The organism is Rhodanobacter koreensis (assembly GCF_054782855.1).
In genome coordinates, this window is sequence record NZ_BAAGRR010000012.1 from 631047 (window position 1) to 643539 (window position 12493).

Below are 12493 nucleotides of genomic sequence, written 5' to 3' on the forward strand. Positions count from 1 at the left end.
TCTGGGAGTCGGGGTCAGAGTGCACTTTTTTTTCGAGCTGCTAAACGGATGTCGCTTTTCGGGCGAAGAGTTCTCGGTGGTGTGTGAGGAACGACGTCTGTTCTGGCCGAAATCGCTCAACCCGCTTCTCTGGATCAATCGACCACCGTTCAAGCACGTCGCGCGACAGCGACGGATGCACTCGCATCCGGCCGTCATCTTCAAAAGTAATGAATTGCTCGTCGAATAGCGCGTCAACATGTGGCGAGAGCAGCAGGCCGTTGTAACCACTGAGGCGCTCCGCGTTGGAGGCTTCTCGCCACGGTTTGATATGGCTGGCGATCAGTAGCCGGATATCGGTGACGCCAGTGACGCGACACACTGGATCGAGCAGGATCACCTGCTTGCGGAAGAAGCCTTGACCGACGCGGGCCTTGGTGAGCTGAAGGCGTTGGGTTTCCGGGATTGACGCGTCGGTCTCGATGCGGTGGATATCGTCCAGCATCCGGGCGTTGGGCTCGTGGTCGATCACATAGTGAAGCGGCTGATCGAGCTCACGCACTTGATGCATATCAAGCATTGCTATCAGCACATGGCCGAGGGCATCCGAGATTCCTGCCAGGTAGCAGCCCTGATTGCCGTTGCCGTTTTTCTGCAATGGCGAGTGGCGCTCGGGGAGCATTGGGCCGATGGAGGCGATGTGCTCCTTGGGGAGCAATGGGCGATGTGCCTCTTTGAAGTCCACCTCGACCAGCCAGCCCTCGTGCGCCCAGTAGTCGCCGACGTTACCGAATTCGATCGGCTTGGGACTCGGCGACGCGGCTTCGGTAACACGACCCACGGCGCCGATGCGACCGTGGGCATACGAGAACACGATATCCCCCGGACGAACGAGCTTCATGTTCTCGTAGGTCTGGTTGAAGGCGCCGTTGGTGTTCCGATAGGGCGACCACAGATAGCCACCACGAACTTCGTGGTCGCGCGTCTGTTTGTGGTTGACCCACCAATAAGCCATGCCGTGCCCCCTCGCACCAGGTTAGCCGAAAAAGAGTGGGTGAGCGGAGGGTGGCCCAGCGGGCCTGCGGAAATCAGCTTTCGCGAATAAAGTCGACAAACGCCCGCAACGGCGAGGGTAAATGCCGGCGTCCTGAGTAATACAGGAACGGCCCGCTGAAGCTTTGCCACCAGGGTTCGAGGACGGGTACCAGGCTGCCGTTGTCGAAATGCGGGCGTAGCCAATCCTCGAACAGATGGATGATGCCGAGTCCGTCGATGGCGGCCTGCACGACGAGGTCGAAGGCGGCGCCCGGGCGTAGTTGCAGGGGGCCTTGCGGATCGATGCGCACGATCTCGCCATCGCGTTCGAATTCCCATGCGGGTATCGCGCCACCGAAAAACTGGCCGCGCATGCAGGCGTGTTGCAGCAGGTCGCGTGGGTGTTCTGGGCGTCCGTGCGCTTCCAGATAGGCGGGTGCGGCGGCGGTCACCAGTCGTTGCGTGCGCGGACCGATCGGCACGGCGATCATGTCCTGTGCGAGGCGCTCGTCGTAGCGGATGCCGGCGTCGCAACCGGCGGCCAGCAGGTCGACGAAGCTGTCTTCGACGGTCACTTCCAGCCGGATCTCGGGGTAGCGCTTGAGGAACGGCGTGATGATCGGCGGCAGCACGGTGCGCGCGACGTTGGCCGGCACGTTGAGTCGCAGCGTGCCGGCGGGGCGGTCGCGGAAATGGTTGACCACGTCGAGTGATGCCTGCACTTCGGCCAGCGCCGGGGTCAGTCGTTCGGCCAGGCGTTCGCCCGCTTCGGTGAGCGACACGCTGCGAGTGGTGCGATGTAGCAGGCGCACGCCCAGTCGTGTCTCCAGGCGTTTCACCGCATCGCTCAGTTGGGAGGCCGAGCCGTTGCCGGCGCGGGCGGCTTCGCGAAAACCGCCCGCCTGCATCACCGCCAGAAAGGCGAGAAGGTCCTGCATGTCGGTTGCCATTGTCCGGATCTCCGTACAGACCGTGCGGAGTGTGCCGGATTATCGTGCAGAAAGGGCGAGCCTATAGTCGGTTCATCCCCATGATCGACCGTCCCCAGGAGAAACACATGAGCCATCTCAAGCAAGCCGGTACGTTTTCGCTCGGCGACCGCAGCGTCAACCGCATGGGCTACGGCGCCATGCAGCTCGCCGGCCCCGGCGTGTTCGGGCCGCCGAAGGATCACGCCGCCGCGCTGGCGGTGTTGCGCGCGGCGCTGGAAGCCGGCGTCAACCACATCGACACCAGCGACTTCTACGGCCCGCATGTCACCAACCGGATCATCCGCGAGGCGTTGCACCCGTATGCGGACGACCTGGTGATCGTCACCAAGGTCGGCGCGTTGCGCGGCGATGATGCCTCGTGGAACCCGGCACAGAGTCCGGCCGAACTGGAGCGGGCGGTTCACGACAACCTGCGCAACCTCGGACTCGATGTGCTGGACGTGGTCAACCTGCGCATCATGGGCGACGTGCACGCGCCATCCGAAGGGCCGATCGAGCCGCAGTTCAGCGCTCTGGCCACGCTGCAGCAGAGGGGCTTGATCCGCCATCTCGGACTGAGCAATGCCACCGCCACCCAGGTGGCCGAAGCCCGGCGCATCGCCCCCGTGGTCTGCGTGCAGAACCAGTTCAACCTGGCCCATCGCGAAGACGACGCCTTCGTCGATGCACTCGCCACGCAAGGCATCGCCTACGTGCCGTTCTTCCCGCTCGGTGGGTTCACCCCGCTGCAATCGCAGACGCTCTCCGACGTGGCTGCGCGTCTTAGTGTCACGCCGATGCAGGTTGCGCTCGCGTGGCTGCTTGCCCGTGCGCCCAACATCCTGCTGATTCCCGGCACGTCGTCGCTGGGTCATCTGCGCGAGAACCTGGCGGCAGCGGGATTGCAGCTGGGCGAGGACGTGATGGCCGAGTTGGACAGCATCGGCAAGGGCTGATGCTTGGGGTTCCATCGAACGGAGGGCTGACTGGTTGAAGCCTTCGGGGTGCACGGGTGCGCAACGAAGGCAGTGCGGGGTGAGGTGACTACTGGCAGGTATGTCCAGCGATGTTCCCGCGCGATAGTGGAGCACCCCATCGCCGCTGCCGGACACCGCATCGGCGCGTCTCCCCAAGAGAGTGGCAACGATGATCCGGTCTTTTCTGCTGATGCTGTTCGTGTGCTTGTCGGTGCCTGCCCGTGCATCGACATTGCATCAGTCGTTCGACCTGCAGGTGCCTCAGGCGCCGGCGGTGGTGACGGTCGATGGACAGCGGCAACTGGTCTACGAACTGCACGTGACGAACTATGCCGGCGTCGGCATGCTGCCGTCGAAGCTGGATGTGCTCGACGCGGATGCGAAGGGGAAGCCACTGGCGTCGTGGGCCGGCTCCGCGCTGCTGGCACGCATGGCGATCGCCGGTACCGACAAGTCGCCGGACGCCCAGGGCCTGGCGGCCGGCGTGCAGGCGGTGATCTATGTGGAGGTGGTGCTGCCTGCCGGTGCCCGCGTACCGCGCCAGCTGATGCACCGGCTGGCGTATGAGACCACCACGACAAACGCGAGCGAACCGGGCGAGGTGGCGGGCGGCGCGGTGACGGTCGATCGGCGTGCACCGGTGAGCCTTGCGCCGCCGCTGCGCGGCGGACCGTGGGTCGCGATCTATGACGCGTCCGTGCCACGCGGACATCGCCGGGTGATGTTCGCGCTGGATGGACGGGCACGGATTCCCGCGCGTTTCGCGATCGACTGGTTCAAGCTGGACGCGAGCGGGCATCACGCGCGTGGCGACACGCAAGAGGTGACTCACTGGCTTGGTTACGGCGAAGACGTGCTGGCGGTGGCCGATGGCACCGTGGTCGCCACACGGAACGATTATCCGGAGAGCCCCACGTTGAAAAACCCCAGGCATCCGTTGGGGGAGGGCAGCGGCAACTTCGTCTCGCTCGACCTGGGCGATGGCCGTTACGCGCATTACGAACATCTGCGTCCCGGCAGCATCCGGGCACATCCCGGTGAACATGTGCACCGCGGCCAGGTCATCGCTGCGCTCGGTTTCAGCGGCGACTCCACCGGCCCGCACCTGCATTTCCATGTCAGCGATGCTGCCGCTCCGCTGGCGGGCGAAGGACTGCCGTTTGTCATCGCCCGCTATGACGTGCTCGGCGATTATCCTGACCTGGACGATTTCGACGCGGGCAAGCCGTGGCGCGCATTGCCCGCGCAAACCGCGCGTGGCCGACGAGGGGAAATGCCTGCGCCCTCCGCCGTTGTGGCTTTCCCCGAAAATTAAGCATCGGCTCGTTTCCAGCGAAGTGGGTCAGCGCCACATGCAGCGGTATGTGGCCCTGAAGTTGAATGGCTCTGACCCGCGGCAGCGCCATTCCGTCACCGCGCCTTTATTTCATGCCGACTTTCGCAAATGGACGTCCAATCCGGACCGTGTCGGCAGAGGGGTAAAGTCGGCCTGGTCCGTCGCGATGACCATGACGGGCGCCATGAAGGATTTCCGTGCGGTGTCGACAGCATCCGGACGGCCAGGTGCACTTTCCAGGCGGAGCTGAAAGAGGCGGGGTGCCGAGACCGTCTTCGAAGATGCGTGCGGCCACGTTGATATAAAAATATCATTGACACTTCAATGTTAACTAGATAACACTGCGTCGGTGGGCTGTCCACGCGACCATCTCGGGGGAGAACGTCATGGAGCTTCGCTATCTGCAGCACAGTCGACGCAGCATCAGCTTGGCCATTGCCGTGGCTTTGCTGGGGCCGCTGGGTGTCGCGGCGCAACCGTCGACTGCGAATAGGACGGATACCGCAGCGGAGGTCGCTGCCAGTAATGGGACAGCTGCTCCTGCCACCGGCCAGGGACAGGCCGTGTCGCCACCTGCCGCCGGCAGCACGGCGCCGATCAAGCCGACCAATCTGGGTGCGGTCGTGGTCACTGCCAACAAGCGCACCGAGCGGCTGCAGGCCGTGCCGATGGCGGTGGCGGCGCTGTCGGGCGAGCAGCTCGAGCGTCAGAGCGCCTTCAGCTTTGCCGATTACGCCACGCAGGTGCCGGGGCTCAATGTCATTTCAACCGGCGCGGGTCAGACCCAGCTGGTGCTGCGCGGTGTCACCTCGGGTTACGGCCAGGCCAATTCCTCGGTGGGAACCTATATCGACGACACCCCGTATGGCTCGAGCACGGTTTACTCGGCCGGCTCCCTGCTGACGCCGGATATCGACCCCGACGATCTGCAGCGCATCGAGGTGCTGCGCGGACCGCAGGGCACGCTGTACGGTTCGAACACGTTGGGTGGACTGGTCAAGTTCGTCAGCACGCCGCCTGACAGCACGCAGTTTTCCGGCCGTGTCGAGGCCGGCGGCAGCAGCGTTGCAGGAGGTGGCAGCGGTTACGACACGCATGTCACGGTCAACCTGCCGCTCGTTCAGGACAAGCTCGCCCTGCGCATCAATGCTTATGACCGCAAGGACCCGGGTTACGTCGACAACGTGTTCACCGGGCAGAAGGATCTCGACGGCGACAAGGTGCACGGTGCACGTGCGCAATTGCTGTGGACACCGACGCAACAGCTCTCCATCAAGTTGTCGGCGCTTGCGCAGAATCTGAGCAGCAACAGCCTGGCGAATGCCGGCGTCGACGTGGATCCGGTGACGCTGAAGCCGATTTATGGCGACCTGCAGCAGAGTCGTGCGGCCAGTACCGGCGAGTTCGATCTGCGCTATCGGTTGTACAGCGCCGACGTGAACGATGACTTCGGCTGGGCCACGCTCATCTCCACGAGCAGCTACAGCACGCTGGCCAAGGGCGCCAACACGGACTACACCGCCGCCTATGCGTCGGTATTGAACCCTGCGTTCGGCCTGACCGGCGTCGGCTACTCGTTGCTCAATCCGATCACGTTGGGCAAGTTCACCCAGGAGCTGCGGCTGCAATCGCCGCAGGACCAGACGCTGGAGTGGCGGGTCGGCGCTTTCTACACGCGCGAGCACAGCAGCAATGTGCAGGACATACTGAGCTTCGATGCAAACACCGGTGTGCCGGTCGTGCTGCCGACGCTTGGCCATATTTCCGTCGGGCCCGCGATCTTCAAGGAATGGGCCGGCTTCGGCGACGTGACCTGGCATGTCACGTCACAATTGAGTTTGCTGGTCGGTGTGCGTTACAGCAACGACAAGACCTCCTACACGCAGACCGGCGATGGCATCCTGGTCGGACCCACCGACTTCACCATTCGCCAGTCGGACAGCCCGACCACCTACCTGTTCAACCCGAGTTTCAAATTCAGCGATGACCTGATGGCCTACGCACGTATCGCCTCGGGCTTCCGGCCCGGCGGCCCCAACGTCGGCGTGCCACCCGGCCTGGGCGCACCGGTGACCTTCGGTCCCGACAAGCTGGTGAGTTACGAGCTTGGTCTCAAATCGACGGTGCTCGACAAGCGCATGACCATCGATGTCGACGCGTTCTATATCAACTGGAGCCAGATCCAGCTGACTTCTTATGCCGATGGTTTCGGCTTCCTGGGCAATGGCGGCAAAGCCACCAGCCAGGGTCTGGAAGCGAACTGGCAGTACGCGCCGGTGCGCGGCCTGCTGCTGTCGGCCAATGCCAGCTGGACGGATGCGAAGCTGGCGGCGGATACCCCGCCGGGCCTGTACGGCTACAAGGGCGACCGCCTGCCGTTCGTGCCGACATGGAATGTGAACCTGGGGGCGGACTACGACTTCCCGCTGGCCGATGGCTGGTCGGGTTTCGTGGGCGGAAGCTATCGCTTCATCGGTGCGCGCAAGGACGATTTCGCGGTCGTTCCGGGGCCGCGCAGCACGGTTCCCAGTTACGACGAAGTCGATCTGCGCGCAGGCGTCAACTACGCCAACTGGACGTTCAAGGCCTACGTCAAGAACGTGACCAACGGGCGCGGTATCACCTCGGTCAGCCCGGAAACCACCGATCCGCTGGGCAGCCCGTTTGCTGCGACTTATGTGATGCCGCGCACCGTCGGTGTGTCGGCCACCGTGAATTTCTGAGCAAGCCTCTCGCCAATCCGTATCCGGAGTTCGACCATGCACAACTATGCGAAACGTGGTGCAGCGTTCGTCATCAGCTGCATCGCAAGCATCGCGATGGCCCAGGTGGCGCAGCCGATCCAGCCGGCGCCGGCCAGCTCGGCCGTCATGCCGATGTCTTCCAGTCCCATGGTTGCGGCATCCGCTGCGAGCAGCCCGGCCGGCGTGACACATGCCTTGACCGCAGACGATCTCTCGACCTTCCTCGATGGCTTGGTGCCGTTTGCACTGGAGCGCGGTGACGTCGCCGGCGGCGTGATCTCGGTGGTCAAGGACGGCAAGGTGCTGTTCGCCAAAGGTTACGGCTATGCCGACCTGAAGACCCGGACGCCGCCTTCGCCCGAGACCACATTGTTCCGCCCCGGCTCGACCTCCAAGCTGTTCACCTGGACGGCGGTGATGCAGCTGGTGGAGCAGGGCAAGCTGGATCTGGACGCGGATATCAATCAGTACCTCGACTTCAAGATCCCGCCGCGCGACGGCAAGCCGATCACCCTGCGCAACATCATGACGCATACGCCGGGTTTCGAGGAAACCGCCCGCGGCTTGTTGCCGGCATCGACGGATGGAATCGATCTCGGGAAGTATCTGAAATCGCACATCCCGGCGCGGATCTTTGCGCCGGGGAAAATCGTGGCCTATTCCAATTACGGCTGCGGCCTCGCCGGTTACATCGTCCAGCGCGTGTCGGGCGAGCGCTTCGAGGATTACATCCAGCACCATATCTTCGAGCCGCTGGACATGCATCACTCCAGCTTCGCCCAGCCGTTGCCGGCTGCGCTGGCCCCGTTGATGGCCAAGGGTTACGAGAGCGCTTCGAAGGGCGAGCCGCGGCCGTTCGAGGCAGTCGATCCGGCGCCGGCCGGCGCGTTGAGCAGCTCGGCCATGGACATGGCGAACTTCATGATTGCCCAGTTGCAGGGTGGCCGCTTCGACGACACCCGGATTCTCAAGCAGGCCACGGCCGACCTGATGCACAGCCGCCAGTACACCGCGGCGCCGGGCTTGAACGGTTTCGATCTGGGCTTCTACCAGGAGGACAGTCACGGCCAGCGCATCATCGGCCATGCCGGCGACACCATGGTGTTCCACAGCGACCTGCATCTCCTGCTGGATGCGAACGTCGGCATCTTCATGTCGTTCAACAGCGCCGGCAACGAGGGCGGCGCGCATGTGATCCGCGAAGCGATCTTCGCCAAGTTCCTGGATCGCTACTTCCCGTGGAAAGCGCCGGCGGAGCCGACCGTGAGCACCGCGAAGGCCGATGCCGCACGCGTCGCCGGCTGGTACGAGTCGAGCCGGCGCAATGAAAGCGCCATGCGCGCGCTCTACATGCTGAGCCAGGTCAGCGTCGCGGCGCAGCCGGACGACACCATCGTCGTTTCGGCCTGGAACAACTACGCCGGCAAGCCGCTCTACTGGCGCGAGACCGGTCCGCTGACGTATCGCGAAGTGAATGGTGACGCGCACCTGAAATTCGTCACCGATGCGCAGGGCAAGATCAGTTACTGGGCCACCGATGTGGAAGCGCCCGTGTTTGTGTTCCAGCGGGTGTCGGGTGCCCGAGCAATGGGCACGGTCGGTTTGTGGGCAAGCCTGTCATTCGCCGTCGTCATCGTGGCCTTGCTGACCTGGTTCATTGGCGGCTGGGTGCGCCGGCACTATCGCCGTCCGCTGGCGCTCGAGGTTTCCCAGCGCCGCTCGCGCCTGCTGTCGCGGCTGGGTGCGCTGGCCTTGTTCGTGGACATGGCTGGCTGGCTGGGCCTGCTCGCTGCGCTGTCGGTGAGCGAGGACATCGTGCTGCAGGGCCGGGCAACGCCGTGGCTTTATCTGCTCTACGTGCTCGGTCTGTTCGGCCTGCTGGGTGCCGTCGCCGTGGTCGTGCATGCAGTGCGCAGCTGGCTGGCGCCACGTCGCAGCCGTTGGGTGCGTGCGGGTGAAACCGTGCTGGCATTCGCGGCGATCTACCTGGCGTGGTTCATCGTGGCGTTCGGCCTGGTCAGCTTCAGCGCACGTTATTGACGGCAAGCCGTCGAGCGCACGCATTTCCGGATCAACAGGAGTTTTCATGAACAACAACGGACAAGTGCGACTGCAGATGCAGACACGCATCGAGCGGCGACCGACCGTGGCGCCTTTCCACATCACGGGCTATACCTTCACCGCGTTCGAAGCGGTGGAGGTCACCCTGGAAGCGGACGGTCTGATCGGTCAGGGCGAAGGTCTCGGGGTCTATTACAAGGACGACACACCGGAAAAGATGCTGGCGCAGATCGAGGCCCTGCGTGACCGGATCGAGGCTGGCCTCACCCGTGAGCAGTTGCAGCGGATGCTGCCCGCCGGCGGCGCGCGCAATGCGCTCGACTGTGCGTTGTGGGATCTGGAGGCCAAGCGCAGCGGCAAGCCCGTATGGATGCTGGCCGGTCTGGACAAGCCGAAGGCGCTGATGACTACGTACACGGTCGGCGCCGACGAACCGCAGGTGATGGCCGGGCGCGCCCGCGCCTTCGCCAGCGCCCGCGCGATCAAGCTCAAGCTCACCGACGACGATATCAACGCACAACGTGTGCTGGCCGTGCGCGCGGCACGCCCCGACGTGTGGCTGATGGTAGACGCCAATCAGGGTTTCACGCGCGAGTCGTTTGCGCGCCTGTTGCCGACCCTGGTGGAGGCACGGGTCGATGTGGTCGAGCAACCTTTCCCGATCGGCAAGGAGGCGTGGCTCGACGGGCTGGAGCGGCCGATCCGCATCGCCGCGGACGAAAGCGTGCAGGATCGCAGCGACCTGCAGAAGATGATCGGTCGTGTCGACATCATCAACATCAAGCTGGACAAGTGCGGCGGCCTGACCGAGGCGCTGGCGATCGTCACGGAGGCGCGCAAGCTCGGTTTCGAGCTGATGGTCGGCAACATGTCCGGCTCGTCCCTGGCCATGGCGCCGGCCTTTGTGGTGGGCCAGTGCTGCGGCGTGGTGGATCTGGACGGCCCGACCTTTCTGACCACGGACCGGTCGCCGGCTGCCAGCTACGAGGATGGATACATCTGGTGTGCGGACGAGCTGTGGGGCGGGCCGGCGGTAGTTGCGGCATAGTGGGCGCCTACGTACAACGCAGGGCAGGCGCATGATCGAGGTCCCAAGTACCGCAGGCAGCAAGAACTGGTTTGGCCATCCGCGTGGCCTGAGCGTGCTGTTCCTGACCGAGATGTGGGAGACGTTCTCCTTCTTCGGCATGCGTGCGCTGCTGGTCTATTACATGACCAAGCATCTGGACCTGGGCCAGGAATACGCCTCGCTGGTCTACGGTGCCTACGCGGCCTTCGTGTATTTCACGCCGGTATTCGGCGGCATGGTGGCCGACCGCTGGCTGGGCAAGCGCAACGCGGTGGTGATCGGCGGCGCGGCGATGGCGCTGGGCCATTTCATGATGTCCTCCGAGGCGTTGTTCTATCCGGCGCTGGCCACGATCGCGCTGGGCAATGGCCTGTTCCTGCCCAGCCTGGCCAGCCAGATCGAGGGCCTCTATCGCGATGGCGACGTGCGCAGCAAGAGCGCCTACAACATCTATTACATGGGCATCAACCTGGGTGGCTTCCTGGCCCCGCTGGTGTGCGGCACGCTGGGCGAATCGTTTGGCTGGCACTGGGGGTTCGCCGCGGCGGGCTTCGGCATGCTGCTGTCGCTGGTGATCTATCTGGCAGGGCGCCGCTACCTGCCGCCGGAACCGGCGCCCGGTGCCGCCATGCGTGCGGCTACACCGCCGTGGGATCGTGCCGCGCGGGATCGCTTTGCTTTTCTGATCGGCATTGCCGCGATCGTGGTGATCTTCCGTGGCGCCTACGAGCAGAACGGCAACACGATTGCCTTGTGGGCCGACACCGGCATCGACCGGCAGCTGGCATCGGGCTGGGTGATACCGATGACCTGGTTCCAGTCGATCAACTCGCTGGTGGTGTTCGTGTTCACTCCCTTCCTGGTCGCGCGCTGGGCGCGTCTGGCGCGGCGTGGCGTGGAAACCCCCTTGCTGGGCAAGATGGCGTTCGGCGCCGTCATCGTCGGTGTTTCCTATATCGCGCTGGGGATCGTCGCTGCATGGAACGACGCTCACGGTACGCGAGCGAGCTGGCTCTGGCTGTTCGGCTGGTTCGTGCTCTTCACCATCGGCGAGCTCTACATCCTGCCGGTCGGACTGGCCTTGTTCGGCCGGCTGGCGCCGGAGGGGTTTCGCGCCACCAGCATCGCCACGTGGTTCTTCGCCGGTTTCTTCGGCAACCTGCTCGCCGGTGCCCTGGGTACGTTGTGGAGCGTACTTTCCCATGGCTGGTTCTTCGCCCTGATCGGGGCGGTATCCGGCGTGGCAGCGGTGCTGCTGTATGCGCTCAGCCTTCGCATGGGTAAGGTGGAACATCAGCAGGCCGCGACCGGGCCCGCGCTGCCCGCCCATTGAGCCGACCACCATGACCCGAGACCTGCAGAAGAAATTGAAGAGCCGGTGGGACTCGTTCACTACCGCCGAGCAGAAGATCGCCACCCATCTGCTGCACAACGTCAGCGGCATCCCGTTCGAGACGGCGGCATCGCTGGGCAAGCGCGTTGGTGTCAGCCCGATGACGGTGGGGCGGTTCCTGCGCAATCTCGGCTACGCCGGCCTCAACGAGTTGAAAGAAGAGCTGCGCGGCGACGCGCCATGGCTGCAGTTGTATGCGACCCCCGAGCCGGCCACTCATTCCGATGTTGTTTCCGAGACCCTCAAGGCAGAAATACGCGGCCTGACCCAGGTGCATGCGCTGACCCGCACGGCGGAGTGGAAAGCCATCGTCAAGCTGCTGGTGGCCGCCGACCGCGTGTCCGTCGCCAGCTTTCACCAGGCCCGCTTCCTCGGGATCGGTTTTGCCGGCCTGCTGCAGAGTGTCAAGCCGCGTACGGTATTCGTCGAAGGACACGATGGCGCGTATGCCGACATGCTGCTCGATTCGACCGAAAACAGTTGCGTGGTGCTGATCGACTTCCGGCGCTACTCGCGGCACTTCCGCATCGTGGCCGAGGAAACCGCGGCACGCGGTATTCCGTTGGTCATCATCACCGACAGCCAGTGCTACTGGGCGCGTCAGTTTACCGACAACGTCGTAATGCAGCCTGTGGACCTCAATCGCCCCTGGCACGACTTCACCGCGACGACCAGCCTGCTCAGCCTGCTGATCGCTGCCGTGAGTCGCGAGCAGGGCGACATGTTCGAGCGCATCGGCGACATCACGCAGCTGCGGCAGAAGCTGGTGGGTTACGTGGAGGCGCCGCCCGAGGCAAGGCCCGCATCGGGTGCCGGCACGAAGAGCAAGACCCGTGGCAAGGGTAAGGGCGGCGTGACCGCACGCAAGGGCCGCGGCAGGCCCAGGGTTTGACATGCATCCACCGTGCTGAAGGCATGACCGTCAGCA

General features: G+C 64.3%; 9 protein-coding genes. 7 read left to right on the forward strand and 2 right to left on the reverse strand.

Going from position 1 to position 12493, the window contains the following annotated elements; all coding sequences use genetic code 11:
* Nucleotides 1-40 precede the first annotated feature (40 nt).
* Both ACYVKM_RS16495 and ACYVKM_RS16500 read right to left on the reverse strand, forming a co-directional pair.
* Nucleotides 41-994, reverse strand: a complete 954-nt coding sequence (locus ACYVKM_RS16495) for an HNH endonuclease (protein WP_460878696.1) — start codon at nt 992-994, stop codon at nt 41-43.
* A 73-nt stretch (nt 995-1067) separates the two neighbouring features.
* Complete coding sequence (locus ACYVKM_RS16500; RefSeq protein ID WP_460878697.1) at nt 1068-1964, reverse strand: LysR family transcriptional regulator; 897 nt, start codon at nt 1962-1964, stop codon at nt 1068-1070.
* A gap of 107 nt (nt 1965-2071) precedes the next feature.
* Between ACYVKM_RS16500 and ACYVKM_RS16505 the strand changes: the two genes are divergently transcribed.
* The 7 genes from ACYVKM_RS16505 to ACYVKM_RS16535 all read left to right on the forward strand — a co-directional run bounded on the left by ACYVKM_RS16505 (nt 2072) and on the right by ACYVKM_RS16535 (nt 12457).
* Nucleotides 2072-2941 (forward strand): aldo/keto reductase family oxidoreductase, encoded by an 870-nt coding sequence (locus tag ACYVKM_RS16505; protein ID WP_460878698.1) that lies wholly within the window; start codon nt 2072-2074, stop codon nt 2939-2941.
* 190 nt (nt 2942-3131) lie between these two features.
* A complete protein-coding gene (locus tag ACYVKM_RS16510) occupies nt 3132-4277 on the forward strand; it encodes a M23 family metallopeptidase (RefSeq protein WP_460878699.1) in 1146 nt (381 codons plus the stop codon).
* A 407-nt stretch (nt 4278-4684) separates the two neighbouring features.
* Entirely contained in the window at nt 4685-7021 is a 2337-nt protein-coding gene (locus ACYVKM_RS16515; RefSeq protein WP_460878700.1) for a TonB-dependent receptor, read from the forward strand.
* Between the two features lie 36 nt (nt 7022-7057).
* The gene (locus ACYVKM_RS16520) at nt 7058-9082 is read left to right on the forward strand and encodes a serine hydrolase domain-containing protein (RefSeq protein WP_460878701.1); all 2025 of its coding nucleotides are present in this window, start codon (nt 7058-7060) and stop codon (nt 9080-9082) included.
* Nucleotides 9083-9128: 46 nt separating this feature from the next.
* A complete protein-coding gene (locus tag ACYVKM_RS16525) occupies nt 9129-10151 on the forward strand; it encodes a dipeptide epimerase (RefSeq protein WP_460878702.1) in 1023 nt (340 codons plus the stop codon).
* A gap of 31 nt (nt 10152-10182) precedes the next feature.
* Nucleotides 10183-11505: a peptide MFS transporter gene (locus tag ACYVKM_RS16530; RefSeq protein WP_460878703.1), complete on the forward strand. Its 1323-nt coding sequence runs from the start codon at nt 10183-10185 to the stop codon at nt 11503-11505.
* 10 nt (nt 11506-11515) lie between these two features.
* Entirely contained in the window at nt 11516-12457 is a 942-nt protein-coding gene (locus ACYVKM_RS16535; protein ID WP_460878704.1) for a MurR/RpiR family transcriptional regulator, read from the forward strand.
* Nucleotides 12458-12493 lie beyond the last annotated feature (36 nt).

What these genes read in the sequence shown, in the direction of transcription:
- ACYVKM_RS16495 (WP_460878696.1), bottom strand. Translation starts at nt 994, where the DNA reads ATGGCTTATTGGTGGGTCAACCACAAACAGACGCGCGACCACGAAGTT.
- ACYVKM_RS16500 (WP_460878697.1), bottom strand. Translation starts at nt 1,964, where the DNA reads ATGGCAACCGACATGCAGGACCTTCTCGCCTTTCTGGCGGTGATGCAG.
- ACYVKM_RS16505 (WP_460878698.1), top strand. Translation starts at nt 2,072, where the DNA reads ATGAGCCATCTCAAGCAAGCCGGTACGTTTTCGCTCGGCGACCGCAGC.
- ACYVKM_RS16510 (WP_460878699.1), top strand. Translation starts at nt 3,132, where the DNA reads ATGATCCGGTCTTTTCTGCTGATGCTGTTCGTGTGCTTGTCGGTGCCT.
- ACYVKM_RS16515 (WP_460878700.1), top strand. Translation starts at nt 4,685, where the DNA reads ATGGAGCTTCGCTATCTGCAGCACAGTCGACGCAGCATCAGCTTGGCC.
- ACYVKM_RS16520 (WP_460878701.1), top strand. Translation starts at nt 7,058, where the DNA reads ATGCACAACTATGCGAAACGTGGTGCAGCGTTCGTCATCAGCTGCATC.
- ACYVKM_RS16525 (WP_460878702.1), top strand. Translation starts at nt 9,129, where the DNA reads ATGAACAACAACGGACAAGTGCGACTGCAGATGCAGACACGCATCGAG.
- ACYVKM_RS16530 (WP_460878703.1), top strand. Translation starts at nt 10,183, where the DNA reads ATGATCGAGGTCCCAAGTACCGCAGGCAGCAAGAACTGGTTTGGCCAT.
- ACYVKM_RS16535 (WP_460878704.1), top strand. Translation starts at nt 11,516, where the DNA reads ATGACCCGAGACCTGCAGAAGAAATTGAAGAGCCGGTGGGACTCGTTC.